This is a genomic window from Streptacidiphilus carbonis, assembly GCF_000787775.1.
GTDB classification, from domain to species: domain Bacteria; phylum Actinomycetota; class Actinomycetes; order Streptomycetales; family Streptomycetaceae; genus Streptacidiphilus; species Streptacidiphilus carbonis.
On the sequence record NZ_BBPM01000038.1, the window covers coordinates 21170 to 47357 of the forward strand.

Here is a 26188-nt window from a genome sequence, read left to right on the forward strand (position 1 = left end):
GGGGTAAGGCCTCCAGTCGGGGTAGGCGAAGCGCGCCGACGAACACAAGTCACCGCATACCGACTCAGGAAGCGAGGTCTGCCATGAGTGGACTGGGTGAGTACGCGCAGAAGGGCGGAGCAGTACGCCAAGGACAACCCGGACAAGGTCGACCAGGGCGTGGAAGGCGGCGAGAAGTTCGCGGAGGAGCACACCGGCCACCGCTACGACCAGCAGATCGGCGAAGGCGGCGGAGCGGCGGAGCGCCTCCTGGGCGCCGATCCGCAGAGCGGCCGGCAGGCCGGTGCGGAGGGCCCGCAGCCCGACGGCGGCCAGCGCCAGGAGCAGGTCCAGGAGGACGCCGAGAACGACGACCAGGAGGCCAACCACTCGTAGGGCCCGTCTGGAGTCAGTGGCCGCGCCCGACCGGCCCGACCGCTGACGCGTCGTCACGTCGGGGCCACGTCGGGCCAACCGGGCCGTTCGGAGCCGCGGGCCCGGCGTGTCCCGGCGTCTCGTCGATGCGCCGTGTGACCATCGCACTGCTCTCTGTCACCAATCGGAGGTTTGTGCGAATGTTTGATCTTCAACCGCAGTGCCGCCCCGCGGCGCGGCCGTCCCGTGCGGGCCTGCTGGCGCGTGGCACCGTCGTGGCGGCCCTGGCGCTGTCGCTGACCGCTCTCGGGGGAGGCGTGCAGCCCAGTTTCGCCGCCCAGACCCGTGACGCGGCGCCGCCCGTGAGTGCGCAGCGATTCCACGACCAGATGCGTGAGCTGTGGGACGACCACATCACCTACACCCGCCTCTCGATCGTCAGCTTCGCCGGGAATCTGCCCGACCTGCAGCCGACCGAGGCCCGCCTGCTGCGCAACCAGACGGACCTGGGCGACGCGTTCAAGCCCTTCTTCGGGAACCAGGCCGGGGAGCACCTCACCGCCCTGCTGCGGGTGCACATCCTCACCGCTGTGGACATCCTGGTCGCCGCCAAGGCCGGCGACACCGCCAAGCTCACCGCGGCCGAGAAGGCGTGGTACGCCAACGCCGACCAGATCGCCGACTTCCTGCACGGCCTCAACCCGGGCCAGTGGTCCGACGCGGACCTGCGCGCCATGATGAAGCGCCACCTGGACCTCACCCTCAAGGAGGCCGTCGACCGCCTCCACGGTCACTACGCACAGGACATCGCCGACTTCGACGCGATCCACCGCCAGATCCTCGGCATGGCCGACATGCTCTCCGACGGCATCATCGACGCGTTCCCCGACCGGTTCTGCTGAACGGAACACCTGCAACCCGCCGGGGTCACCGCACGCCGCTGACCCGGGACCCCGGCACGGCGGCGCGGCACCGGTCAGCGGCCTGCATCCGCGGGTAGAAGGCACAAGGGGGTCGGTGACGAGCGCGGCAAGGAGGCGCGAACATGGCTGAGGACCTGACGGACCGGCTGCTTGACCTGCACGGCCGGACCTTCGCGGAGGAGGCCGGCATCGTTCTGCGGGACCAGCCCTCGCCGCTCTACCGGCTGCTGGTGCTCTCCCTGCTGAGTGCGACCCGGATCTCGGCCGGCATCGCCGTCGCCGCGGCCCGGGAGCTGTCGCACGACGGTCTGCGGACCGTGAGGGCGATGGCCGACGCCCCGTGGCAGCGGGTCGTCGACGCACTGGGCCGGGCCCACTACAAGCGCTACGACGAGAGCACCGCCACCGCTCTGGGCGACGGAGCACGGCAGCTGCTGGATCGCTGGCACGGCGACCTGCGCAAGCTGCGGGAGGAAGCCGACGGCGATGTGGACCGGATCCGGTCCCTGCTCCAGGAGCATCCGCGGATCGGACCCGTCGGAGCGGACATCTTCTGCCGCGAGGCCCAGACCGTCTGGCCCGAGCTGCGACCGTACGCCGACGGGGCCGCGCTGGAGCAGGCGGCCGCTCTGGGGCTGCCGCACACGGCCGCGGGTCTGGCCCGCCGCACGGAGTCCCCGGACCTCGCACGACTGACCGCCGCCCTGGTGCGCGTGCGTCTGAACGGCGGAACGCTGTAGGAGGAGGGCCGCCCGGGACCGGAGTTCCGCTGTCGCTCGTCCCCGGCGGGCCCGACCGGTGCGGCGACCGCTGACGGAGGAGGCAGACGATGGACATCGGCCGGAGGACCGCCCTGGAGACGTCGGCGTGGGCGGTCGGCACGCCGGGTCCGATCGGGTCGGCCCCGCTGCGGCGGATCCGCCGCGAGATCCCCGAACCGGGGCCGCAGGACCTGCTGGTGCAGGTGTCGGTCTGCGGGGTGTGCCGAACGGATCTGCACCTCGCCGAAGGCGATCTGCCCCCCAGGGCGCCGCAGCGGGTACCGGGGCACGAGGTGGTCGGCCGGGTGCTGGCGGCGGGCTCCTCGGTGCGCGGGTTCGCGATCGGGGACCGGGTCGGCGCGGCCTGGCTGGCGTGCACCTGCGGCACCTGCCGGTACTGCCGTGCGGACCGGGAGAACCTGTGCCCGGACTCGCGCTACCTGGGCTGGGACCTGGACGGCGGCTACGCCGGTCATCTGCTGGTGGACGCCCGCTACGCCTATCCGCTGCCCGGGGACCGGCCGGACGAGGAGGCCGCGCCGCTGCTGTGCGCCGGGATCATCGGCTACCGGGCCCTGCAGCGCGCGGAGCTGCCGCAGGGCGGTCGGCTGGGGGTCTACGGGTTCGGCGCCTCGGCCCACCTGACCGCGCAGCTGGCGCTGGCCCGGGGGGCCACCGTGCACGTGCTGACCCGCTCGGCCGAGGCCCAGCGGCTGGCCCTCGACCTGGGCGCTGTCTCGGCCGGTCCCGCCGACGCCGCCCCGCCGGAACCGCTGGACGCGGCGATCCTGTTCGCGCCGGTGGGAGACCTGGTGCCGGTGGCGCTGGCAGCCCTGGACCGCGGTGGGACGCTGGCGGTGGCCGGGATCCACCTCAGCGACATCCCGGCGCTGGACTACGACCGCGAGCTGTTCCAGGAGCGGACCCTGCGCAGCGTGACCGCCAACACCCGGGCGGACGGCCGCGACTACCTCGCCGAGGTGGCCGGGCTGCCGCTCCGGGTGCAGGTGAACCGCTACCCCATGGACCGGGCCGACCAGGCGCTGGCCGATCTGGCCGCGGACCGGGTCACCGGGGTGGCGGTCCTGACGATCGGTCAGTGACGCCTGCGGCCCTCCGGCTCAGCCCGACGGACGGTGCCCGCGGCGAGCTGCCGGCCGAGGGCGGCGAGGTGAACGGTGCCGTGCGGCTCGGGGACGCCCCTGACTTCCCCCTGATTCCCCGTCAGGAGCAACCGGTCGAAGCCCGCGGTGCCGGAGGTGTCCGGCGGGTTCCGCGGCTTGATGAACCGATGGCCGGTGCGCGGCAATAGAGGGAGTGATGGACGACGACGAGCTGATCGCCCGCCTGGCCGGCGGCGACGAGAGTGCGCTCCGCGAGCTGTTCGGACGGCATGCGCCGTGGATCGCGGTGCGGCTGCGCGCGGCGCTGCCGGCCCAGGATGTCGAGGACGTGCTGCAGGAGACGTTCCTGGCGGTTTGGCGCAGTGCGGGGGGCTACCGCCCGCAGGGATCGGCGGGTGGCTGGCTGTGGGTGATAGCCCGCCGGCAGGCCGCCGGGTGGCTGCGCCGTCACGGTCAGGACGCCCGACCGGTCGACACCGGCGTTCTGGACGACGCCGCCTTCGACGACGCTCTGGTCTCGGCGGGACGGGCGGCCGCGCGGGACCCGGTGGAGGCCGTGATGGCGCGGAGCGATCTGGCCGCCGCGCTGGCGGTGCTCGGTCCGGAGGGCAGCACCGAGCGCGAGGTCTGGCGGCTGCTGTATGTGGAGGATCAGCCGGTCGCGCAGGTGGCGCAGGTGATGGGAGTGCCCCAGGGCACGGTCAAGAGCCGGGCGCACCGGGTGCGGCGGTTGATGCGGACGGCGCTGGTGGGGCGGGCGGCGCAGGAGGAGGGGCTGTGATGCGGACGCCGCGAGACGCGGACGGGCCGGACCCGACGGGTGCGGGCCCGGCGGGAGCGGACCTGGACGGTGTCGACCTGGACCGGGTGTGGCTGGGGGTCGCCACCGAGGTGTGGCGGCGCGAGCCCGGACCCGTCGAGCGCCTGGGCTCCCGGTTGCTGCGCTCGCCGGGGCTGGCCCGGGCGCTGTTCACCACGCCGTCGCTGTTGCTGCCCTGGCTGCTGGCCACGGTCGTGGTGCTGCTCGCCGGAGTCGTGGCCACCGCCGGAACCGGCCAGCCGGTGGTGGCACTGGCCGCCCCCGGGTTGGCCGGAGCAGCGGTCGCCTACTCCTACGGGCCCGGACTCGATCCGGCCTGGGAGCTGTCACGCTCCATGGCGGTCAGCGACCGTATGGTGCTGCTGGCCCGGGTCCTCGCGGTGTTCGCGGTCAACGCGCTGCTGGCTCTGACCGCTTCGGCGGTGTCGCCCACCGCGGCGGGCATCGCCTTCGGCTGGCTGGTGCCGATGGCCGCCGTCTCGGCGCTGGCCCTGGCCGTGGCCACGGTCGCCGAGTCGGCCAACACCGGGGTGGGTGCGGCGTTGGCCGCCTGGACCATCGCGGTGGTCACCGGCCAGTCCGCCACCGGCCGGCCGGCCGCCGCCGTCACCGGCTCCGGCCTGGTGCTGCCCTATCTGGCGGTCGTCGCCTGCTGCCTCGCCGTCGTACTGCACAGCACCAGCACCACCAGGACCACCAGGACCATGAAGGGGAACCAGTGAACATCGAGACCATCGAACTGACCAGGCGGTTCGGCCGCACCCGGGCGGTGGACGGCGTGGACCTGAGCACCGGCCCCGGCGTGTTCGGCCTGCTCGGTCCCAACGGCGCGGGCAAGACCTCGCTGCTGCGGATGCTGGCCACGGTCATCCCGCCGAGCTCCGGCACCATGCTGCTGCTGGACCGCGACCCGTCCGGGCACGCACCGCGCCGGGAGATCCGGCGCAGGCTCGGCTATCTGCCGCAGAACCTGGGCTACTACCCGGGATTCACCGTGGTGGAGTTCGTCGAGTACTTCGCGCTGCTCCGGGAGATGCCGCCGGGACGGGTGCCCGGGGCTGTGGCCGCCGCTGTCGAGCGGGTCGGCCTGGGCGACAAGGCCAAGGCGAAGCTGCGCACCCTGTCCGGGGGGATGCTGCGCCGGGCCGGAATCGCCCAGGCGATCGTCAACGAGCCGGAACTGCTGCTCTTCGACGAGCCCACAGCCGGGCTCGATCCCGAGCAGCGGGTCGAGTTCCGCTCCCTGATCCGGGAGTTGGGGCAGCGCGCCACCGTCGTGGTCAGCACCCACCTGGTCGAGGACGTCGGCGCCGCCTGCTCGCAGGTCGCGCTGATGCACCAGGGCCGGATCGCCTTCCAGGGCACTCCCGACGAGCTGACCGCCCGGGGGGTCGGCCACGGGGTCGGCGACGCCCCGCTGGAGCGCGGCTACAGCGCGATCCTCGCGGAGGCGCGGGCATGAGCGCCGTCACACTGCCGGCGCGCAGCGCCGAGGGGCCGCGCGGCCCGAGGATTCCGACCGTGCTCAGACTGTCCGCGGGTCGGCTGCTGCGGCTGGAGCTGCGCCGCAGCACGATGATGTGGATGGTGCCGCTGGCCCTGCTGGCGTTCTGGCTCGACACCTACCGCAGCAGCATGGCCCTCCCGGCGCTGTGGGGCTCACGGACCCTGATCCTGCGTCAGGGCATGGCCGTGGACGACTTCGCCCCCTTCGTGGTGGGCGCGGCCGCCTGGATCGGCGGCCGCGACCGTCGGCGCGGCATCGGGGAGCAGGTGGACAGCACGCCGCTGCCGCGCTGGGCGGGCCGGACGGCCGCCTGGGCCGCGTCCACCGGCTGGGCCGTGGGGACCTATCTGGCCTGCGTGGGCTTCTTGTACGCGGTGATCGCCTGGCAGGGGGCCGCGGGCAGTCCGCCGTGGTGGCCGCTGCCCGTGGGGGCGATGGCGCTGGCGGCGTGCAGCGCCGTGGGCTTCGCCATCGGGGTGCTGGTCCCCAGCCGGTTCACCGCACCGCTGGCCGCGATCGTGACCGCCCTGGTGCTGCGCCAGACGCTGCGCAGCGGCGGCCGGTACGTGCTGCTCTCGCCGATGGTCTCGCCCGCCTACTCACTGTCCCCGCCCAGGGCCGACGCCGGGGTCTTCTACCCCTACCTGCCCGACCTGTCCATCACCCAACTGCTGTTCCTCGGCGGCCTCACCGTTGCCGCGGTCGGGATGCTCGGGGTGCAGGCGGTGTGCGGCGGACGCGGTCTGCGGCGGCTGGCCGCATCCGTCGTCGCCGTCGGGCTCGCCCTGTCGGGGACCGGCGTCGCGCTGATCGGCACCGCCAGGGTGGAGGCCAAGGGCGTGGTCGTGCCGGCCCTGCACGACGCGGCCGACGACCGGCCCGTCGCCTACACACCGGTGTGCGGCGGCGCCGGTGTCCAGGTCTGCCTCAATCCGGTCTACCGGGCCTATCTGCCCACCGTGACCGCCGCACTGGCCCCGCTGCTGCGCGAGGTGGCCGGGCTGCCCGGCGCACCGGTGCGCGTCGACCAGGTCGACCTGTCCGAGCAGCACGCGGTGCTCGCCGGAGCCGTCGTCGCCGGTGATCCGCCGGTGGCGCGGTTGGCCCTCAACATCGGCTACGACGGCGCGATGTGGATCGGGCCCGGTGCGCCGGGGAGCGCGCGGGCGTCCTGCTGCACCTCGCAACAGCTGTGGTCCAGCGTCCCGCGGGTGACCGAGCAGGTGCTGCCGCCGGTAGCCGCGGCCGTCGTCGACCATCTGGTCGGCCACGCGGACCAGGCACAGCAGGCGGTCTCGGCGGGACTGCTGACGGCAAGCGGCGTGCCGCTGGACAGCCTGGCGGTCTTCGCCCAGCTCGACGGAGTCACGTCGACCACACCGCAGCCCGGCAGTCCGGCGTACCTCGCCGGAGCCCGCTTCGCCGCACTGCCCGCAGCGGCACGGCACGCCTGGCTGACCGCGCATTTCGCCGAACTGCGGGCCGGTGCGCTGACATTGGAGCAGCTGCCGTGACCGGGGCGATGCCCCGGGTGGACCTGGGGCCGGACGCCGTCCGGGACATGGGCCCCTTCCGACCGGGGCCGACCGGGCCACGGCTGTTCCGGCTGCACCTGATCAGCCGCCAGGCCCCGGGCGCGCTGGCGGCGCTGGTCGGCTGCGCGGTCCTGCTGCGAGTCGCGCTGCACCTGCGCTGGATCCAGGGCGGCGGGGCCTCCGCGCAGCAGCTGCTGCTGCTGATCGAGTGCGGGGCCGCTGCGGCGGTCGCCGTAGCGACGCGGAACCCGTTCGGCGAGAGCGAGCGGTCCACCGGCTTCCGGCTGCCGCTGCTGCGCCTCGGCGCCGCACTGCTGCTCACCGGTGCCGCGGTGGGCGCCCTGGTGCTGGGCGCCGTGGGAGCCCGGCTGCCGGGTGGTGCGCCGCAGGTGCTGCGGGACGTGCCCGGCCTGACCGCGGTGGGCCTGCTGACGGCGGCGGCGCTGGGCGGCGCGCTCGCCTGGGTCGGCCCGCTGACCTACACCGTGGTGGCCGAGTTCGCGCTGCTGGAGGACTGGCACACGCCGTGGATGTGGCCGGCCCGGCCGCCGCACGACCTGGGTGCGTGGGTGTGCGCCGGCCTGGCCTTCGCCGCCGCAACGGCGGTCGCCTCGGTCCGCGGCGATCGAGCGGCGTGAGCCGGTCATCCCTCGTCGAAGCACAGGCAGAAGGGGTGTCCGGCGGGGTCGAACAGCACCCGGACGCTCTTCTGCGGCTGGAACTCCGCCACGGTCGCGCCCAGGGCGACGGCCTCCGCGACCGCCGACTCCAGATCGCCGACCTGGAAGTCGAAGTGCATCATCGGGCGCTGTTCCCCGTCGACCGGAGGCCACACCGGAGCCCGGTAGCCGTCCGCCTGCTGGAACACGAAGAACGGCCCCTGGGGGGAGGCGGCGAGGACGGCCGTTCCCGGCTCCTCGTGGCCGATGTGCCAGCCGAGGAGTTCGGCGTAGAACCGCGCCAGGGCGCCGGGGTCGGGCGCCTCGATCGTCGTCCCCCACCACATGCCGCCGGTCCGAGATCTCATTCCAGCAGCCTGCCTCATGATCGCGTATTTGTCGCGGGCTCGATCCTGCGGTCCGATCCGGCGGTCGGCTCAGCGGACGCCGATCATCCCGAAGCGGTCGGGGAGCCGGTGCACCTCGCCGGCGACCGGGGCCGGGTCGTCGGTCGGGTCGGTCGCCGGCCCCGGGAGCGCGTCCTGTGCGCACCACCGTTGCGGCAGGAGAAGGGCGCCGGCGGAGAGCAGCAGCACGGTCCACAGCCGCAGGTCCCCGAGCAGTGCCGCGTCACCGACGACCGCCGGGGCCAGGTGCAGCGATGCGAAGGCGGTCAGTGACCACAGGGGGACCGGGCGTCGCAGGCCGAGCAGCTCCCAGCACAGTGCGCCGAGGAGCAGCCCGGCGGTGTAGTAGTCGTAGACGCCGGGGTCCAGCACGATCCGTGCACCGACCCCGAGCAGCAGCACGGCCTGCCAGCGGTGTCGCAGCACCGCCAGCAGACCCAGGCCGCAGCCCAGGACGAGCTGGGCGGTCCGGTCCCAGGAGGGCGTCCCGGCCGTGGTGACGCCGAGCGCGCGCAGGGCGGAGGAGGGCTCGTTGACGATGGCGTACTGCGTGGCGGTGAGCGTGCCGGGGTCGGCGAGCACGAAGGGCAGCCAGGCGAGCAGGACGGTTACGGCGGCGTAGGCGGCGACATGCCGGCGCCGGATCCGGGGCGCGGCCAGGGCCAGCGGAAGGAAGGCCAGCGCCCAGGGCTTGGAGTCGACGGCCAGTCCCAGGCACAGCCCCGCCAGCGCCGGGGCGTCCGCGAGCAGCGCCCGGACCGCGAGCACGGCGAAGAGCAGCGCCAGCACGTCGTCGAGGTGGCCGTAGTGCACCGACAACGACTCCCAGACGACCAGGAACACTCCTCCGCCCAGGAGCATCGTCCGCTGCAGCGCGGCCGGCCGCCGCAGCAGCTCCGGGCGCGCGAGCGTCACGCACCGCTCCAGGGTGTGCAGCACCAGCAGGCCGACGGCCGTCATCGCCAGCTGGCCCGCGACCATGCCGTTGTCCGGCCCGACCGAGCGCAGCACCTGGGCGGCCACGAAGGCGACCGGGCCTATCTGCAGGCTCGGATAGTTGGCGTAGAGGTGCAGGCCGCCGGCCGGGGTCGCGCCGGAACCGCCGAACAGCAGCGCGCTGCCGTGGGAGAAGTAGTGCCACGAGTAGCCGCCGCCCGGCATGTCCGCGAGCAGCCACACCAGTGCCCACAGCCCGAGCGCCCACCGATGCCAGGTGCCCTGCAGCGACACGTCCACCACCTCCTCCTCGGACTGATCACCTCTGGAGGAAGGACGCCGCATCCACCGCGGCGGGTTCCAACCGACGTTCGTTCCTGGTCGCGGTGGTCGTCGATCCGCAGGACCCTGCGTCTACACCGATGTAGACATTGTGCGATGATGACTGCCACCCCTCAACGGGGACGGCGGTCCAGGGGGGCGTAGCCTGCGATCCGTGGCTTGGACACGGCATCTCGCACTGCCCTCTGGAGAGCACCCGCTGGTGACGCTCTGGTGGCCGACGATCTGTAGGAGCATCCGGATTTCGATGGTGGTACATCTCGTCGGTCAAACTCCTGCCGCAACCGGCGTCCGCCGTTGAGGATCCGTACGTCACGCCCCCGCCGGTCCGTGCCCGTGGCATCGGGTTCGGGCCGCAGGAGGCCGGAGATCAGTGGGCCGGAGATGCGCAGGCCGGAGATACGCAGACCGGAGTCCGGCAGGCCGGGGCCCGGGGCGAGGGGAACCGCCGTCGTCCTCGACCGGGTCGTCGTGGCCGCCCCCTCGGGCTCGGCGCGTTCGGGCGCGGGGCTCTCCGAGCCGCCGCGGCGTTCTGCCCTGCTTCGTCACCCAGTAGTAGCGGCAGCGCTGTTGGCCCTGCTCCTGCAGGTGGCGTGGTCGGTCTTCCTGGCCACCAACGGCGGCGACATGGCCGCTCAGTACGCGTGGACGCAGTTCGCCGCCGTCCATCCGGGATCGGCGTACGACCTGTCCTGGTACGGCGGGATGCACCCCGTCTCCTACAGCGTGATCGCGTCCTATCTCATGGCCTGGGCCGGAATGCGCACCACGGCCGTGCTTGCCGGAACGCTCTCCGCCGCGCTGCTCGCACGGCTACTGGTTCGCGCAGGGCTCCGACGCCCCCTGCTGCCCGCTCTCTGCGGCGCGGCGGCACTGGCCGGCAACACCATGTCCGGGCGGGCGACGTTCGGCATCGGACTGTGTTTCGGTCTCGCTGCGGTCCTTGCCGCCTACGAGTCACGCGGGTCGCTGCTGCTCCGGGCCGCGGGCGCAGGCCTGCTCGGGGTGCTGGCCACGCTGGCCAGCCCGGTCGCGGGGCTGTTCCTGCTGGTCGCGGCTCCCGCTCTGTTCCTGACCGGCCGGCGCCGGCTCGCATGCGCCCTGGCAGCAGGGCCCCCGCTGGTCGTGGCGACCACGACACTGCTGTTCCCGTTCTACGGTGTGCAGCCCTACCCCTGGCTCCAGGTGTCGCTGGTGGCAGGCACCGCGCTGCCCATCGCCCTGCTCGCGCCCCGGGCCTGGCGGGCGGTCCGCATCGGGGCGTGGACCTACTCGCTGGGCAACGTGCTCACCCTGGCGATCCCTTCGCCCATCGGCAGCAACGTCGAGCGGCTGTCGCTGATGTTCGCCGCGACGGTCCTGCTGGCCGCGGCCTTGAACCGGCGTGGACGCGGCTCCCGCCTGCTGTGGCTCGCCTTCGCACTGGCGCTGGGCTGGCAGTGCGTCCAACCCCTGCTGGACCTGGCCGTCACGGTACCGGCGGCGGGATGGACGCAGTACGCCGAGCCCCTGGAGGGCGAACTGCTGCGCCTCGGTGCGGACCAAGGCCGGGTGGAGGTGGTCGGCACGGGTTCGCACGTCGAAGCGTCCAGCCTGGCCCCGACCGTGGAACTGGCCCGGGGATGGAACCGCCAGGTCGACGTCGCCCGCAACCCGCTGTTCTACGACGGGACCCTGACTCCCGCGTCCTACCGGGCCTGGCTGGACACCTGGGCGGTCGGCTTCGTGGTCCTGCCCGACACCGGGCTGGACTACAGCTCCGAAGCCGAGGGCAGGATCGTCGAGGGGGGCCAGCCCTGGCTGACGCCCGTCTGGCACGATGCCCACTGGCAGGTCTTCCGGGTCTCCGACGCGGTCCCCCTGGTACCCGCTCCGGCGCGGGTGGTGCATGCCGGTGAGGCAGAACTCACCCTTCGCACCACCGCCGCCGGCAGCATGACCGTCCGGCTCATCTGGTCACCGTGGCTCGCGCTGCTCGACGGGGGGCGCGGATGCCTGTCCCAGGACGGCCTGTGGACCAGACTGACCGTCGCCTCCGCGGGCACCTTCCATATCGGATCGAGCTATGCCAGGGCAGGCGAGGCGCCCTGCACGGTGGCCCCGGCGCTTGCCGCCCGCGCACCACAGCACGGTGGCCTTCGCTAGGGCGCGGTGTGTTCAGAGTCTGGTGTGCTCGTCAGCCGTGATCGGCCGTCCCAGGAAACGCCTGCACGGGGTGCGGTCCCGCTGCTAGGGTCCGTCACATGATCACTGGGACGGCTTCGGGCCACGCACGGATCGGCGACCCGGTGGGGGGCTGACGGCGCAGCGGGCGCGGCGATCGCGCCCACCGCATTCGATACGAGGACCCCCGACGGACAAGCGCGTACTCATCCGTCCGTTTCCTGTATCGAGCGATTGCGAGACCTCCGCATGCCGGCCACGTTCAACCACACCATCATCGCGTCCAAGGACCGCGCCGAGTCGGCCCGGTTCTTCCGTGAGCTGCTGGAGCTTCCCGAGGCGCCCTCATGGGGCCCGTTCACCAATGTCCAGTTGGAGGACGGCGTGCTGCTGCAGTTCGCCGAGCCGCCGGTGGAGATCCAGATGCAGCACTATGCATTCCTGCTCGACGACGCGCTGTTCGAGCGGGCCTACCAGCGGCTCCAGGCGGCAGGCATCGAGCACTGGGCCGATCCGCAGATGCGCCGCGCCGGTGAGACCAACACCGAGCACGGCGGCCGCGGCGTGTACTTCAAGGACCCCGCCGGGCACGCGATCGAGCTGATCACCCGCCCCTACCTCCAGGCGGGGACGGTCCAGCCGGCCGGGTCGTAGCGGCAGCCCAGCGGGTGGTCAACTGGGCGACCAGGAACAGGCCACCAACGTCCCGTTCGGACGGTGGTGGCCTGTACCCGCAGCTCGGCGTCGAACACGACCGGGCACCGACCCGGCAGGCAGGTCCACCGGCGCCCCCCGCCGCGCCGGTGGACCTCGTTCAGTTTGTACGGAGGATGATGTCCTTCAATTCCATCAGGGATGCGATCCGATGGCTGGCCCGTGAGAAGTCATGCGTTTTGGTGAAGTCGTTGTGGACAACGGCGCAGTCGATACCGGCTGCCAGGGCCGAGTTCAGCCCCCTGGACGAATCCTCCACGACCAGCGTCTCCTCCCTGGTGGCTCCGAGGCGCTTCAAGCCGGTCAGGTACGGTTCCGGGTGCGGTTTGGCGAGCCGGTAGTCCTCGCGGGCGAGGACGAAATCCATGAATCGTATGACCTGTCGCTTCTCGTGGATGATGTCAAAATCCGCCCGTTTCGCAGTCGTCACGACGGCCATGCGGACGTATTTCGACAGTTCGGCCAGGGCTTCGACGACGCCTTCGATCTCAATGTCTTCTGTTCTCAGGTACTCCTGGTAGTAGCCGTTGCGAATCTCGCGCTGCCTGCTGATCGTCCGCTCGTCGATTCCCGCCGCCCTGGCCTGGTCCCAGGTTCCCAATCCCTTGGCCATGTCCCGGAGATATCGATCCTTGTCCAGGGTCAGACCGACCTCCGCCAGGGCGCGTTCTCCGGCTCTGTAGTACCAGAATTCGGTATCCACCAGAACGCCGTCGTGATCGAAGAGTATGTACTTCTTCACTGACCTGACCCTTTCCCGTAGCCGTGGCGATCACTCAAGGACGAACTCCGCGACGAACCCTGCCATGCGGAGTCCGGCTCCGGTACCGGAACCGGCACTGGAGCCTTCTTCTTTCCGACAGCGGGCAAGGTGGCCAGGAGCACAACTGCTCCGAGGAGTGCGACGGCCGCGATCCAGCCCGCGCCCACGTGCATGGCATGGATGAACGCATGGTCGGCAGCCCGGGCAAGAGCGGGCCGGTGGACAGCGGTGGCGACGTGGCGGGCCTGTTCGGCGGAGACTCGCGCCTGGTCCTGCACCGGACCCGGCGCACCCTTCAGCGAAGGTTCGATCGCACGCCGGTACATGATCGACATGATCGTGCCGCCTACCGCGATTCCGATCACACTGCCGGTCTGTCGCACGGTGTTGGTGACGGCCGATCCCGCACCGGCCCGCTCCAACGGCAGGTTGCTGATCAATGCGGCCGTGACGGGGCCGATCACCATGCCGATCGAGAGACCCTGTACCAACAACAGGATCTCGATCCGGACGAGCGGAGTCTGCAGTCCGAGGAACCCGTACCCGCCCATCGTCAGTGCAGCCACGGTCAGCGCCGGCACGGCGACGGGGCGGAGCGACAGGCGGCGCACCAGGTGTGACCCGAGGGGCGCGCCCACGAGCGCGCCGAACGCGGTCGGGATATTGGCCAGACCCGCCTTCATCGGTGAAAACCCGAGCGCGCCCTGCAGATAGAACGCGTTGTAGAAGGTGATGGCGGCCACCGCGAAGAGCAGCAGTCCGAGAGCCAGATTGCCGCCACCGAACGTGCGTTGCGCGAGCAGCCGCGGATCGAAGCCGGGCGCCTTGACACGCAGTTCGGCGAGTACGAAAACGGCCAGCAGGACCAGGCCGGCCACGATCGGCGCCCAGACATCGGTACGACTCCACTCGGCCGCCTGCCCCGCCCGGATCAGTCCGTAGGCCAACGCCACGAGCCCGGCGATGGACAGCAGCATTCCAGCGGGGTCCAGTGGCCGCGGGGTGGGGCTGCGGAAGTTCGGAACCAGCACGGCGAGCCCGACCAGCGCCGCTGCCGCGACCGGGACGTTGATCAGAAAGACCGAGCCCCACCAGAAATGATCGAGCAGGAACCCCGCCAGCACCGGTCCTGCAGCCATTCCGACACCGGCCGACGTCGAGAAGATGCCGATCGCGGCAGCCCGTGCCGGGCCGGTGAAGGTCCACATGAGGATGGCCAGGTTGGCGGGGGTGATCAGCGCACTGCCCACCCCCATCGCGGCCCGAGCTGCAATCAACTGGCCCGCGTCGCCGGCGTAGGCCGCCCACAGCGAGGAGGCGGCGAAGACCACCAATCCGATGGAAAACACAGTCCGGTGACCGAAGCGATCGCCCAGTGCGCCTGCGGTGAACATCAATGTGGCGAAGGCCAGAGTGTACGAACCTGTCGCCCATTGCAGCTGACCTGGATCGGCCCCGAGTCCACGGACCGGGTCGGCAAGGGTCTCCAGCGTGGTGCTCAGGACGGTATTGTCCAGCCAGATCAGCAGCGAGCACAGCATGAGAACGGAGAGAATCAACTGCTGCCTGGATTTCGGCAACGGCGGAGGCGCTGTCATGGAACACCTTCGGATATCGATCGGCGAGACCTGGACGACTGGACCATAAGCAGACTCCACGGCGCTGTCAAGATATGTTTTTTCTCGTCAGGAGTGTTGCAGTCGAACGGACTTCATGCCCTCTCTCGGATTTGCGGAATAAATAATTCTGTGCCCTCCGATGGATTTGCCAATTGACGGATTTCATGGCTTCCGGAGTCGGCAGCCGTCCCAGGCGGGATCCGGGCGGCTACGTCGATCACGGTAGGCGGCACTGCGCGGTATCCGGATTCGCGTGGCGAAGCGGCCCGCGGGCGCGCGATGACCGCGCCGATCCGAACAGGCTGGAGGTGTTGTCCCAGGCGCGTGTGGGTGGCGGTGCCCGGCGGTGTGGTCACCGTCGGGCGGGCACACGCGGGCCCGGCCGAACCCCACGACGTGGCCCGGCCCGCCCGCTACCAGCAAGGCTTGTCGTCGGTTCCACTGCCGACGCGACCGCAGTGCCGACTCACCCGCCGCGTGGACGTGGCGGCGGAGAGGACGATTGCTCAGCCCTGGTGGCAGCGCCGTTCGCGCGCCAAACCGCGGTCCACGGACGTCATCCTCACGCGGGCCCGGCTTCCTGATCACGGGCGTCGCCTGCGCCGCCTTGTTCTGGGTCGGGAAGCACCCCCGGCGCCGTCGCCGTGGCCTCATGGACGTCGCACCCGACCAGGCCCGCACCATGGCCGGGGACCTCTAGGACCGCGGAACCACCGTCGGCCTGCCGCGACGGGCCGGCGGCCCGGACTCGCCGCTGGAACCGGCCCCCGGACCGGCGCGGCTGTCCGGGTTGGCGGCCTGCTTCGGCCCGGTCGGGCTCGACGTCGCCCTCAGCACCGGCGGCGAGGTCACCGACGCCGGTCGGACACCGGCGGTCCCGGCCGGGACCGGGTCGGCGACCGACTCCGGCTACGGGACCGCGCCCAACTCGTGGTCATCGCCTACCGCACCGGCATGTGCAGTCACGGCCGTGCGGCGGGGGAACGGGGGAGCCCCCGGTTTCCTCGTCAGCTCCAGGGGGCGGCGGCGAGCCAGGTGGTGTCCTGGGCCCACAGCGACGCGGAGTCCCAGGCGTTGCTGCCGCCGTTGCTGGCGATGTAGCCGGTGAAGTCGTAATGGCGGATGTACTTGGTCGGATAGTTGAAGGACTGGAGGGAGTAGCCCGTGCCGCTGTTGCCCGGCTGCGGGCAGAACGTGGCGTCGGCGGCGAACTGGCTGGTGCCGTTGTTGGGCTGGAGGTGGAGCTGGAACGCGTAGTGCCTGAGATAGCTGCCGGAGGTGTCGGCCGACTCGAAGGAGACGCAGTTGCTGTCGGCCAGGCCGGGCCTGACGATCCAGGTGGCGTCTGCCTTGGCGGCGGCCGTACTGCCGGAGGTCACCGGCGCGACCACGACCTTGTCGTCGCTGCTGTCGTGCTGCAGGTAGTCGTTGGTGCAGCAGGAGGTGGTGGCCCGGAGCGAGAGCTTCGCGCCGGGCGTGAAGGCGGTGCTGGGGGCGCCGGCGGTGTAGCCGGCTGCGGCGATGTTGGCCTGGACCGCGGCGTCGGTGGCGTCGGAGGGGTAGCCCTTGACCATGGCGCCCTCGTAGAAGGTGCCCGCACTGGCGTTGTGGTTGGTCTGGCAGCAGTCGCCGCCGCTGCCGAGGATGATGGCGCCCTGCTTGTGCATCGGGTCGTATCCGCTGGGCAGTGCGCCGTCGTAGAGCTTGGTCAGGCTTCCGGACTGGGCGTTGGCGCCCCGCAGTGCCAGCTGGGTGGTGCCGTTGTTCTTCAGCATCGCGGTGACGAAGTGGCCGGTCTCGGAGACCTGGCCGGGGTTCCACGCCGAACTGCCGCCTGCGAACAGGCCGTTCTCCAGGTCCGCCTGCACCCAGGGTCCGGTTCCGCTGCAGCCGCCGAACCAGCATTCCGTGCTGAAGTTGATCGCGTCCATGGCGCCGTTGCCGTCGGCCTTGTGGTCGGTCTCGGTGTTGCCGTAGTCGAAGCAGCAGCCCTTGTTGACATGGGTGCCGCTGGTGACCATGTACTCGCCCTCGGGCGAGCTGCCGGTCGGCACACCCGAGCCGTTGGCCCAGTAGCTGTTGCCGGGGTTGATGTACAGCGCGTAGGCCTTCTGGCCGCCCACGGTCAGCGCTTCGGTGGTGGCGGTGGCCGCCGTGTCGGCGCCGCCGGTCCCGCCCGGCCCCTGGTAGACCAGGGTGTTGCCGCCGCCGCTCTGGTCGTAGAGGCGGGTGATGGTGCAGGTGGTGCCCGCGCAGAACGCGTCCTGCGCCGCGGCGTCGGCCACGCCTCCGGCGGACAGCACCCCGATGTTCTGCAGCGCGCTGTCCGACGCCCGCTGCACCTGGTAGAGCGGGCCGTTGTAGGAGGCGAACAGCGCGCGGGTGGTGCTGTGGGCCGCGACGCACGGCGTGCCTCCCGCCGCGTAGATGTCGCAGGGTGCTTGTGCGGCTGCGTGCGAGATGCCACCGAATGCGACAAGACCGGTGAAGGCGAGCAGCACCGCGGCCAGGGAGACGACCAGCCCTCGGCGCATTCGGTGGTACAGGTGCAGGGCGGGCATGGTGAACTCCCTTGTTCATCGGTACGGACAGCTGACCGGTCCCGCCCGGGGCGCGAATGTTAGCGCTAACAATTTCGAGGACGGCCGACTGCTGTGCGGGCGCTCGGATTGAGGCATCACTATCCACCCATCCCGGACAGGGCGTCAAGAAGCAGGTGCCGAGGCCGGGGACGTCCCGGCCACAGCACCTGCTGTCACTCAGCGTGCGGTGAAGTCCTGGTTGCTGCCGGGGGCGTTCTTGCACGGCCACTGGTCGAGTTGCTGGCCGGTGTTGGCGCCGGCGCCGTAGACGTCGAGGCACAGGCCGCTGTTCTGGTTCTTGAACTGCCAGGAGCCGTCGGACTGCTGTTGCGGCAGCCAGAGGCCGGCTGCGCTGCCGCTGACGGGTTGTTGGACGATGTCCGGGGTGCCCTGGGTGGTCGAGGAGCCGGCCACGGCGACGTCCTGGCCGGAGTTCTGGGCCTGCAGCTCGCCGTAGCCGCCGGAGAGCGGGACGAACTGGAACTGCTGGTTGGCCTGCCCGTTGCAGGTCCACTGGTCGATCGCCGCACCGGAGTTGCCGGAGTTGCCGTACACGTCCAGGCACAGCGCGTCGCTGGCTACCACCAGCTGGTGGTAGCCCCCGGGGAAGCCACCGCCGGTGGTGGGTTCCGGTCCGGCCTGAGCGATGACCTGCTGGGCGCCTGACGGCCAGTTGGTGCCGGAGACCTGGACGTTCCCGGTCAAGGTGTTGTTGTGCGGGGCTCCGGTGGCGACGTTGGTGGCGCCGCCGTTGTACCAGTTGTCGGTGAAGGCGTTGTCATCGGTGTTGTTGTTGGCGTTGGCGTTGGTGAACGCCCACACACCGGTGTCCTGGACCACGTTGTCGGCCAGGGTGACGTAGCGGGAGCCTTCGTCGAGGTACAGGCCCACGGTGAACTGGTTGTCGTAGATGTAGTTGTGGTCGATCGAGGCGCCCGGGTTGGCCGAGAGGTTGTAGATGCTGCCGCCGTCGTGGAAGATCCTCTTGGTGCCGTGCACCTTGTTGTAGGACACCACGGTGTTCTTCAAGGTGGTGGGCGTGCTGTACACGGGCTGGTAGTTGTAGAGGCCGCGGTTCACGTAGTCCTGGCTGCCGCCCTGGTCGTTGGCCCCCCAGCCCCAACCGACGTCGATGCCGTCGTAGCCGAGGTCGGAGACCTCGTTGTGCGTGATCACGGCGTGGGTGACGTATGTGGACAGGATGCCGGCCATGTCCTTGTAGTCCTCGGCGACGCCCGTGATCAGGTCGTCCTGGACGGTGATGTTCTGGTCGGTCATCGCCGGATCGGTCGGGTGGTGGGCGTTGGGCTGCACGCCGCCGACGACGATGCCGCTGCCGGAGTCGTCGCTGAAGGTGCTGCGGGTGACGCTGATCCCCGAGGCGCCCAGGCCGGTGCCGGAGGCGGTGGCGTCGTTGTCGTTGCCGATGCCGAGACCGACCTGCCCGAGATGGGTGAACGTGTCGCCGGTGAAGGCGACGTTCGAGGCGGCGGAGACCTGGACGGCGGCGGGTACCTGGTTCCAGGTGTTGCGGGTGGCCTCGAACTGCTGGCAGCCGGACTGGCAGGAGGTCAGGAAGTTCGAGGGTTGCTGGTAGGTCTGGGCCAGGAAGGTGCCGGACTGCTGGTCCGCGTAGCCGATGTTCGTGCTCGGGCCCAGCCAGGTGGTGTGCTCGAAGGCGACCCCCTGGAAGGCGATGTCGTGCGCGGGGGCGCTGTAGCCGCCGGAGATCTGCACCAGGGAGGTCAGGCGCGGCAGTTCGACGTCGTGGGCGGTGGGGTTCCAGCCGGAGGGCGCCTTGTAGTACAGCTGCCCGGCCTGGGGGTCGAGGTACCACTGCCCGGTGTTCTTCAGGAACGAGTAGGAGTTCTCCAGTTGCAGGCCGCCGCCGGCGAAGGGGCTGGCGAGGGTGTCGTAACCCCAGTTGTTGTTGTTCCACGCGGGCTGCTGCATGGAGACGTTGGTTCCGGAGATGGACTGGACCGGAGCGTAGCGGTCGGTGAAGGAGTTCTGGCTCTCCAGTTCGATCCGGTTCTGCTCCGGCAGTGAGGCGAGGTAGTTCAGCGCGGAGTTCTTGATGGTCAAGCCGGTGGCGGTGACCGCCACATCACTCCGGTTGATGCCGATCGCGGCCCTGGGGGCCAGCGCCCCGTCGACGTACAGCTGCCGCGAGTCGGCCCCGGTCGGCACGGGGGCGGCGTAGATGTTGTTGGCCGCGTCGTGCAGGCTCCAGCCGGTGATCTGCTGCCCGCCGGAGAGCACAGGAGTCTGGCCGGGGGCCGCCTGCCAGATGACACTGTGTCCGTTGCTGCCCGAGTCGGTCGTCCCGAGGGTCAGCGGTGCCGAGAGCCGGTAGGTGCCGCCGGCCAGCTGAACGACGATGTCGCCGCTCATGTTTTTGTCGACGGCCTCGACCGAGGCCTTGGCCTGCGTCAGCGAGCAGGGAGCAGAGGAGCTGCACGCGGTGCCGGAGCCGGTGGGGGAGGCGTAGAGGGTGGTCGCCGTCGCGGCCTGGGAGACCGTGATCGGGGCCGCCGCGAGGGCCCCGAGGGTGACTGCCGTGACGAGGGCTGCCCTCGTCGATCGGCGGCGGCCGATGGTCGCGGGTGTTCGGGACATCATTGTCTGCCTTCTTCGCTGGGCTGGCCTGGACGACTGCGCGGCGAGGTCCGGCACCGCCTGTTCGGCTGGGCGCGCCGTGCCTCGCGGGTGCCGGAGCGGCATCGTGGACGATGCCGCTCCGGCAGGTGACTGGGTCCGGCGCTCGGTTATCCGAGGGTCCATTGCTGGTTGCTGCCGCCGTTGCAGGTCCACAGCTCGGCCAGGGCGCCGTTGGCGGTGGAGGCTCCGGTGACGTCCAGGCACAGGCCGGACTGGGCTCCGGTGACGGTGCCGTTGGCGTTGAGGTTCCACTGCTGGTTGCTCTGGCCGTTGCAGGACCAGATCTGCACCTTGGTGCCGGGGCTGGTGCCCTGGCCGCTGGCGTCCAGGCACAGGCCGCCGCCGCCCGTACCGAGGGTCAGCTGACCGGAGGAGGTGTGCGTCCAGGCCTGGTTCGCCTGGCCGTTGCAGTCCCAGATCTGCTGCTGCGTACCCTGCACCGTGGTCGAGTTCGGGTCGTCCAGGCACTTGCCCGCACCCACCGCGTGCAACGCACCCGCGCCGCCGCCGGTGCCGCCGCTGAACGAGTAGCCGGCCGCCGTGAGGTTGGCCTGCACAGCGTTCTCGGTGGCGTCGGAGGGATAGCCGGCGGTGACGGCGCCCTCGAAGAAGTAGCCGACGCCGCTGCCGCTGTTGTCGCCGCCGGTGCCCAGCAGGATCGAGGAGTCCGTACGCATGGGGGAGTACCCGTTGGGAAGTGGGCCGGACCAGGTGGTGGTCAGCCCGCCGCTGGTGCCGTTGCCGTACTTGAGGGTGAAGTTGGTGGTGCCGTTGTTCTTCTCCCACGCGGAGACGAACGGGAAGTGCACGCCCGGGTTGTTCGCGGTGTTCGGCCCCGTGTTGGAGCTGTACATGCCGTTCTCTAGGTCGGCCTCCACCCACGGGCCCGAGCCGCTGCAGCCGCCGAACCAGCACGCCGTGCCCCACTCGATCGCGTTCATGGTGGCGTTGCCGGTATCGGTGTGGGAGTTCTCGCCGCTGCCGTAGTCGAAGCAGCACCACTGGTCCACGTCGTTCGACGACGTGATCATGTAGACGCCTTCGGGCGCGGCACCGGTGGGCACGTTCTTCGCGTTGTCGACGCGGTAGCCCACTCCCTGGGTGACCTTGACCCCGTAAGCCGCATGTCCGCCGACCGTCAGCGGCAGCGCCATCGCGTCGGCGCCCAGGTCCGAGCCGTTGGGCCCCGGACCCTTCCAGTAGCCGCCCCAGGAGATCGGCATGTCATTGTGGTTCGAGGTCTGATCGTAGATCTTGGTGATGGTGCACGAGGTGCCCGCGCAGAAGGACACCTGCGGCGCGGCGTTGACGTCGCCGCCGGCCGAGAGCAGCCCGATGTCCAGGTAGCCGTGGTCCGATGCGCGCTGGATCTGGTACAGCGGCCCGTTGTAGGACGCGAAGAGCGCCCGGGTGGTGCTGTGCGCGGTGACGCAGGGCGTGCCACCCGAGGCATAGATGTCGCAGGGCCCGGAGGCGGCGGCCTGCGCCGTCCCAGTCACGCCCATCGCGCCGGCCAACGTGCTGAGCACGATCGCGAAGGCGACCGCCAAGCGGGCGAGCACCCCGCCGCGGCGCGGAGGGGCCGACGGTGCGAAGGGCCGCTTCCCCCGTCCGCGCCGGCTGGTTCGGCCGAGCCGCGTCCGCGGCGGCCGGTCCACCGTCCCGGGCCGGTCGGACCGGCCCCGGACGTAGAAGTTGTCGTCCATTCCTGTTCCTCGCTCTCCGTCGGACGGCGATCAGATGCCGGTGATCGTGTACTCGTTGTTGGTGCTGCCGTTCTCCGACCACATGACCGTGGGGGAGCCGGCGGCGGTGCTGCCGGAGCCGTCCAGGGCGGTGCCGGTGCCGCGGTTGACGATGTGGTGGCGACCGCTCCCGGCGTCGTCGAGGCGCCACTGCTGGTTGTTGCCGCCGTTCCACGGAGCCTGCAGGCAGGTCGCGCCGTTGGCGGTGTTGCCCCAGCTGTCGGCGACCATGCCGTTGGTGTTGTTGACGATCCGGTACCACCCCCCGCCGAGCGGAACGAACTGCCACTGCAGGTTGGTACTGCCGTTGTAGTTCCACTGCTTGAGCCCGGATCCGGACGCGACGCTGCCGCCGCTGTCGAGCACCAGGCCGGTGGTGACGTTGGTGACCTTCGCCCAGCCGGTCGGAACCGGGGGTGCTCCCGGGGTCGGGATCTGCCCCTTGAAGGTCAGCTTGAACACGTATGCCAGGGCGCTGAACGGCGGGTTGGACGAGGGCATCGTGATGTGCAGCCCGCCGCCGTCCTGGGAGTAGTCGGTCAGGGCGGTGTACACGCCCGCGGCGTTGTCGACCAGCTGGATCGACGCCAGACCGCTGAGGCTGATCTGGTTGGAGCCCAGGGTGGTGATGGTCGTGGTGCCGCCCTGCCAGCCGAGAGTGGTGGCGTAGAGCACGGTGTTGTCCTGGCTGCGGGTGAACCGCACGTCCTGCGGCGTGCCGGCTTTCGGACCGCTGAAGGATCCACCGCCCATGGCCGTCGGCCCCTCGCCGTAGGAGGCCCACGAGCGGGTGGCGTACACGGCCTCACCGAAACGTCCCAGCCAGTCGCCCATTCCCAGCAGCACGCTCTGCTGCTGGCTCGGGATCGTGCCGTCCGCCATCGGGGAGACGTTCAGGATCATCGTGCCGCCCTTGGCGGTCCGGTCGATCAGCGAGTGCAGGATGGCCTGGAGCGAGTAGTAGGTGATGCCGTTGGTGTAGCACCAGCTGGTCGCGGAGATCGCGTCGTCGGTCTCCCAGTACGGGGTCAGCAGCCCGCCGGGGCCGCCGCGCTCGTAGTCGAAGACCTCGCCCTTGTTGTCGAGGCCGTCCTTGAAGGTGGCCACCACGTCCTTGTTCCAGGACACGGCCTTGTTGTAGTAGTACGCCAGGAACTGCAGCCGGTAGCTCTCCTCCACCAGGTTCAGGTCGAAGTCCTGGTAGATCAGGTCGGGCTGGTAGCCGTCGATGACCTCGGCCAGCTTGTTGTACCAGAGCAGGTTCTCGGCGGCGGTGCCCTGCTGCGCGTAGAGGAGGCGCAGCTTGGGGTCCGACTGGGCCGGCACGTGGTCGTAGTAGCCGTTGAAGTGGTAGGCGTGGTGCAGCGAGCACATGAACTTGAGCCCCTGCCCGCGGATCGCCTGGGCGTGCTGGGCCACCAGGTCCAGCTTCGGGCCTGTCTGGACGGCGTTCCACGGGTTCGAGGCGCTGTTCCACATCGAGTACCCGTCGTGGTGTTCGGCCACCGGTCCGGCGAACTTCGCCCCGGCGTTCCTGAACAGCGTCGCCCAGGCGTTCGGATCCCAGTTGCCGCCCTGGGAGGCCAGCTTCGGCGCGAACTGCACGAAGTGGCCCGACTTGTCGTTGGCGCCGAGGATGAAGTTGTGGAACGGCCAGACGGACGGGTCGCCGTAGGTGGCGATGTGGTGCTGGTTCTCGGCGGAGCCGCTGATGTACATGTTGCGCGGGTACCACTCGTTGCCGAACGCCGGGACGCTGTAGACGCCCCAGTGGTAGTAGATGCCGAACTTGGCATCCTGGAACCAGGTCGGGGCCGGCGGGTGCTGGTCCACCGAGGACCAGCTCGCGCTGTAGCTCTGCGGGCCGGTGGTGGCGCCGGCTTCGGGCGCGAAGCGCAGCACGCTCAACGCGCCGGTGGCCGCGGCTGTGGCCAGCAGCCGCCGACGGGTGATCTGGAACGGGGACTCGGACGGCGACATGACGGGGGCCTCTCGGGTCGACGACGTGGGGATGGCTGGGGGAGTGCCGGGGGTGCCGGCCGGCGGGGCCGGCAGTGCTGCCTGCTCCGCCGGCCGGTCAGCGGATCAGTTGTGGGTCCACTTCTGGTTGCTGCCGCCGGTGCAGGTCCACAGGTCGAGCAGGGTGCCGTTGGCGGTGCCCGCTCCGGCGGCGTCGAGGCAGAGGCCGGACTGGGCCCCGGTGACGGTGCCGTTGGCGTTGAGGGTCCACTTCTGGTTGGCCTGGCCGTTGCAGGACCAGATCTGCACCTTGGTGCCGGGGCTGGTGCCCTGGCCGTTGGCGTCGAGGCAGTCCCCGCCGTAGACCCGCAGTTCGCCCGCGGCGGTGGCGGTCCACTGCTGGTTGGCGCCTCCGTTGCAGTCCCAGAGCTCCACCTGGGTGCCGAGCGTCTGGGTGGCGCCGGGGACGTCGACGCAGCGTCCTGAGCCGGCTCCGACGATCGCGCCGCTACTGCCGCCCGTTCCGCCGCCGCTGCCGGGGGTGATGGAGAGGTTGTCGAACTGGGCCGTCTCGCCCTGGCTGGTGGCGTAGCCGACCTGCCCGGCGCCCCAGCTGAAGTCGTTCGCGGTTCCGACCTGGGTGCCGTCGATGCTCGCGGTGATCGTGGACCCGGAGAAGGTGAGGGCCAGGGTGTGCCAACGGGCGGTGCCCAGGGCCGCGGTGGTGCCGTGGGCCAGGGTGGAGACGGTGCCGTTGGTGTTCGAGCTGAGGATCGACCAGTCGCCGCTGTCGCTGACCCGCAGGTGGTAGGCGTTCAGGCCGGCGGCTCCGGTGTACGACTGGCTGTTGGCGCGGCCGAGCAGCTCGGCGTAACCGGGTTTCTCCAGCAGCACGTCCGAGGAGACGGTGTAGTTGCTCCAGCTCAGGTCGCCGAGCAGGGTGTGCGGGTCGGTCAGCGGGTCCCAGGTGATCGGCGCCTGGGCGCTCATCTGGCGCACGCATTGGCCGCTGCGTCCGCCGCCGCAGCCGGTGACCTCGAAGGCGCCCTGCCAGTCCATCAGGTACTTGGCCTCGGAGCCGGTGGCGTCGCCGTCGAAGGTGTCGCTGTACGGCAGGCCCAGGGCGGCCTGTGCGGGGCCTGCGGTGCTGCCCTTGCCCTGCCCGGTCGTGGTGGTCACGGTGTAGACGTAGCCGGGCTGGACGGTCAGGCTGAAGCTTCCGCCGGACGGGGTCAGGCCGGTGGTGTGCACCAGGTAGTCGGCCGGGTTGTTGGAGCCGACGTTCGTCGCCCAGACGTGCACCGGGCCCGTGGACAGGCCGCCCGTGACGTTGAAGTTCAGGGTCTGGGCGCTGCCGGCGTCCATGGTTTCGATGATGGTGCTGTAGTCGCTGTTGTTCGTGGACTTGAGCGAGACGTAGCTGCCGTTGTTGCGGTTGCCGCCGATATAGCCGCTGGAGGTGTCGAGGTACTTCCAGCCGGGGGCGGTGAACTGCGTGGTCTGAGCCTCCACCCAGGCGTTCTTGCCGACGGAGTAGTAGCCGGACCACGGCTGCGGAGCCAGTGCGAGGCCCATCGTCGGGTACGGCAGGTTCGGGGTGATCGCGGCCACGATCGGCCAGTTGAGATACGCGGTCATCCGGCCGTCGATGTAGCCGCGGTTGATGCCGCGCGCCATGGCCTGCGCGCCGCCGTTGTAGTCGTCCGACCCGTTCTCGCTGGCCCACAGCTGCTTGCCGGACGAGGTGGCGGCCGACGGAACCGTGCAGGTCGACTGCGCGGAGCGGTAGCCGCACGGGTAGTGGGCGCCGAGGATGTCGACCGAGGAGGCGAACGCGGAGTTGCTGTCGACGTCGTTGGCGATCGACCAGTCGGAGTCCGCGCCGACGATCTTGACGGCCGAGTAGCCGTCGGCGTTCAGGGTGGAGCGCAACTGCTCGTACCAGGAGATGTTGTAGCCGCGTTCGTTCCAGCCGCCCAGGTAGTCGATGCTCAGGCCGTGCTGTTTCGCGCAGCCGAGCCAGGAGACCAGGTAGTCGACCATGTCGGTCGACCAGAAGTTCCCGTTGCCGATCCACCCCGGGGCGCCCCACGCCAGCCCGTAGAGCTTGATGCCCGGGTTGCGGGCCTTGGCCTGCCCGGCGAGCCAGAACTCGTAGCCGGCGTTGCAGTTGACGACGCCTCGGGTGTGCTCGATGCTCGGCTCGGCACCGGAGGTGGAATTGGTGTCGCCGCCGATCTCGATCTTCAGCATCTGCACCGAGGCGCCGTAGTCCGGCTTGAAGAGCGAGTCCAGGATCTGGGAACGCTGCGGATCGGGATAGTCGACCAGCAGTCTGCTGTTGCCTCCGCCGCCGCTGATCGCGCCGACGCCGTCGAAGGTGCGGCCGCCGGAGGAGCCGTTGACGGTGATCGACGCCGCTGCCTGTGCCGGCCCGGCCGCGACGGCAACCATGCCGCTCGCGACCAGGGCGGCACCGGCGAGCATTGCCGTCGAAGCCCGCAGTCGCCGAAGTAATCGCTTCAATCGTGACATGGCGCAGGTCCCTTTCCTGGGCAGCGGCATTCAGCGGCCGGCACGTCGGCGGCGACCGCGCGGGACGTGCCGGCTGCGG

At 70.7% G+C, this 26188-nt stretch carries 20 protein-coding genes; 11 read left to right on the forward strand and 9 right to left on the reverse strand.

What is annotated here, in order from left to right; all coding sequences use genetic code 11:
- Positions 1–96 precede the first annotated feature (96 nt).
- From TR46_RS25710 to TR46_RS25750, 9 genes are all read left to right on the forward strand, one after another.
- Positions 97–375 (forward strand): antitoxin, encoded by a 279-nt coding sequence (locus TR46_RS25710; RefSeq protein ID WP_161790194.1) that lies wholly within the window; start codon positions 97–99, stop codon positions 373–375.
- A 179-nt stretch (positions 376–554) separates the two neighbouring features.
- Complete coding sequence (locus TR46_RS43450; protein ID WP_052433091.1) at positions 555–1256, forward strand: hypothetical protein; 702 nt, start codon at positions 555–557, stop codon at positions 1254–1256.
- 143 nt (positions 1257–1399) lie between these two features.
- The gene (locus tag TR46_RS25720; RefSeq protein WP_042405452.1) at positions 1400–2017 is read left to right on the forward strand and encodes a hypothetical protein; all 618 of its coding nucleotides are present in this window, start codon (positions 1400–1402) and stop codon (positions 2015–2017) included.
- Positions 2018–2106: 89 nt separating this feature from the next.
- The gene (locus tag TR46_RS25725) at positions 2107–3141 is read left to right on the forward strand and encodes a zinc-dependent alcohol dehydrogenase family protein (protein WP_042405454.1); all 1035 of its coding nucleotides are present in this window, start codon (positions 2107–2109) and stop codon (positions 3139–3141) included.
- A 217-nt stretch (positions 3142–3358) separates the two neighbouring features.
- Positions 3359–3943, forward strand: coding sequence for an RNA polymerase sigma factor (locus TR46_RS25730; RefSeq protein WP_042405456.1), 585 nt, complete (start codon positions 3359–3361; stop codon positions 3941–3943).
- Positions 3943–4704, forward strand: a complete 762-nt coding sequence (locus tag TR46_RS25735; RefSeq protein ID WP_042405461.1) for a hypothetical protein — start codon at positions 3943–3945, stop codon at positions 4702–4704. The genes TR46_RS25730 and TR46_RS25735 overlap by 1 nt, the downstream gene beginning before the upstream one ends.
- Positions 4701–5444 carry an ABC transporter ATP-binding protein gene (locus TR46_RS25740; RefSeq protein ID WP_042405463.1) on the forward strand — a complete coding sequence of 248 codons (744 nt, stop codon included), beginning with the start codon at positions 4701–4703 and terminating at the stop codon, positions 5442–5444. The genes TR46_RS25735 and TR46_RS25740 overlap by 4 nt, the downstream gene beginning before the upstream one ends.
- Entirely contained in the window at positions 5441–7003 is a 1563-nt protein-coding gene (locus TR46_RS25745; RefSeq protein ID WP_042405465.1) for a hypothetical protein, read from the forward strand. The genes TR46_RS25740 and TR46_RS25745 overlap by 4 nt, the downstream gene beginning before the upstream one ends.
- Positions 7000–7662, forward strand: a complete 663-nt coding sequence (locus TR46_RS25750; protein ID WP_042405467.1) for a hypothetical protein — start codon at positions 7000–7002, stop codon at positions 7660–7662. Before TR46_RS25745 ends, TR46_RS25750 begins: the two co-directional genes overlap by 4 nt.
- 5 nt (positions 7663–7667) lie before the next feature.
- On the opposite strand, the gene TR46_RS25755 is transcribed toward TR46_RS25750, so the two are convergent.
- Both TR46_RS25755 and TR46_RS25760 read right to left on the reverse strand, forming a co-directional pair.
- Positions 7668–8051: a VOC family protein gene (locus TR46_RS25755; RefSeq protein ID WP_236655500.1), complete on the reverse strand. Its 384-nt coding sequence runs from the start codon at positions 8049–8051 to the stop codon at positions 7668–7670.
- A 69-nt stretch (positions 8052–8120) separates the two neighbouring features.
- Positions 8121–9326, reverse strand: a complete 1206-nt coding sequence (locus tag TR46_RS25760) for a hypothetical protein (protein WP_052433092.1) — start codon at positions 9324–9326, stop codon at positions 8121–8123.
- Between the two features lie 612 nt (positions 9327–9938).
- On the opposite strand from TR46_RS25760, the gene TR46_RS25765 reads away from it, so the two are divergent.
- Entirely contained in the window at positions 9939–11513 is a 1575-nt protein-coding gene (locus TR46_RS25765; RefSeq protein WP_174505154.1) for a DUF8823 domain-containing protein, read from the forward strand.
- A gap of 267 nt (positions 11514–11780) precedes the next feature.
- Positions 11781–12185 (forward strand): VOC family protein, encoded by a 405-nt coding sequence (locus tag TR46_RS25770; RefSeq protein ID WP_042405471.1) that lies wholly within the window; start codon positions 11781–11783, stop codon positions 12183–12185.
- A gap of 160 nt (positions 12186–12345) precedes the next feature.
- On the opposite strand, the gene TR46_RS25775 is transcribed toward TR46_RS25770, so the two are convergent.
- The 7 genes from TR46_RS25775 to TR46_RS25805 form a co-directional block, all read right to left on the reverse strand.
- Positions 12346–12987, reverse strand: coding sequence for an HAD family hydrolase (locus tag TR46_RS25775; RefSeq protein ID WP_042405472.1), 642 nt, complete (start codon positions 12985–12987; stop codon positions 12346–12348).
- Positions 12984–14606 carry an MFS transporter gene (locus TR46_RS25780; RefSeq protein WP_236655501.1) on the reverse strand — a complete coding sequence of 541 codons (1623 nt, stop codon included), beginning with the start codon at positions 14604–14606 and terminating at the stop codon, positions 12984–12986. Before TR46_RS25780 ends, TR46_RS25775 begins: the two co-directional genes overlap by 4 nt.
- Positions 14607–15634: 1028 nt before the next feature.
- Complete coding sequence (locus TR46_RS25785) at positions 15635–17188, reverse strand: alpha-L-arabinofuranosidase B (protein ID WP_042405474.1); 1554 nt, start codon at positions 17186–17188, stop codon at positions 15635–15637.
- 198 nt (positions 17189–17386) lie between these two features.
- Complete coding sequence (locus TR46_RS25790; RefSeq protein WP_063770673.1) at positions 17387–19828, reverse strand: RICIN domain-containing protein; 2442 nt, start codon at positions 19826–19828, stop codon at positions 17387–17389.
- Between the two features lie 149 nt (positions 19829–19977).
- A complete protein-coding gene (locus tag TR46_RS25795; protein ID WP_236655504.1) occupies positions 19978–21375 on the reverse strand; it encodes an arabinofuranosidase catalytic domain-containing protein in 1398 nt (465 codons plus the stop codon).
- A gap of 231 nt (positions 21376–21606) precedes the next feature.
- Entirely contained in the window at positions 21607–23595 is a 1989-nt protein-coding gene (locus TR46_RS25800) for an alpha-L-fucosidase (RefSeq protein WP_042405479.1), read from the reverse strand.
- Between the two features lie 105 nt (positions 23596–23700).
- A complete protein-coding gene (locus tag TR46_RS25805; protein ID WP_042405480.1) occupies positions 23701–26109 on the reverse strand; it encodes a ricin-type beta-trefoil lectin domain protein in 2409 nt (802 codons plus the stop codon).
- Between the last annotated feature and the right edge of the window lie 79 nt (positions 26110–26188).

Coding starts and splice junctions, on each gene's coding strand:
- TR46_RS43450 (WP_052433091.1), top strand. CDS start 555: ATGTTTGATCTTCAACCGCAGTGCCGCCCCGCGGCGCGGCCGTCCCGT.
- TR46_RS25720 (WP_042405452.1), top strand. CDS start 1,400: ATGGCTGAGGACCTGACGGACCGGCTGCTTGACCTGCACGGCCGGACC.
- TR46_RS25725 (WP_042405454.1), top strand. CDS start 2,107: ATGGACATCGGCCGGAGGACCGCCCTGGAGACGTCGGCGTGGGCGGTC.
- TR46_RS25730 (WP_042405456.1), top strand. CDS start 3,359: ATGGACGACGACGAGCTGATCGCCCGCCTGGCCGGCGGCGACGAGAGT.
- TR46_RS25735 (WP_042405461.1), top strand. CDS start 3,943: ATGCGGACGCCGCGAGACGCGGACGGGCCGGACCCGACGGGTGCGGGC.
- TR46_RS25745 (WP_042405465.1), top strand. CDS start 5,441: ATGAGCGCCGTCACACTGCCGGCGCGCAGCGCCGAGGGGCCGCGCGGC.
- TR46_RS25755 (WP_236655500.1), bottom strand. CDS start 8,051: ATGAGATCTCGGACCGGCGGCATGTGGTGGGGGACGACGATCGAGGCG.
- TR46_RS25770 (WP_042405471.1), top strand. CDS start 11,781: ATGCCGGCCACGTTCAACCACACCATCATCGCGTCCAAGGACCGCGCC.
- TR46_RS25780 (WP_236655501.1), bottom strand. CDS start 14,606: ATGACAGCGCCTCCGCCGTTGCCGAAATCCAGGCAGCAGTTGATTCTC.
- TR46_RS25785 (WP_042405474.1), bottom strand. CDS start 17,188: ATGCCCGCCCTGCACCTGTACCACCGAATGCGCCGAGGGCTGGTCGTC.
- TR46_RS25790 (WP_063770673.1), bottom strand. CDS start 19,828: ATGTCCCGAACACCCGCGACCATCGGCCGCCGCCGATCGACGAGGGCA.
- TR46_RS25795 (WP_236655504.1), bottom strand. CDS start 21,375: ATGGGCGTGACTGGGACGGCGCAGGCCGCCGCCTCCGGGCCCTGCGAC.
- TR46_RS25800 (WP_042405479.1), bottom strand. CDS start 23,595: ATGTCGCCGTCCGAGTCCCCGTTCCAGATCACCCGTCGGCGGCTGCTG.
- TR46_RS25805 (WP_042405480.1), bottom strand. CDS start 26,109: ATGTCACGATTGAAGCGATTACTTCGGCGACTGCGGGCTTCGACGGCA.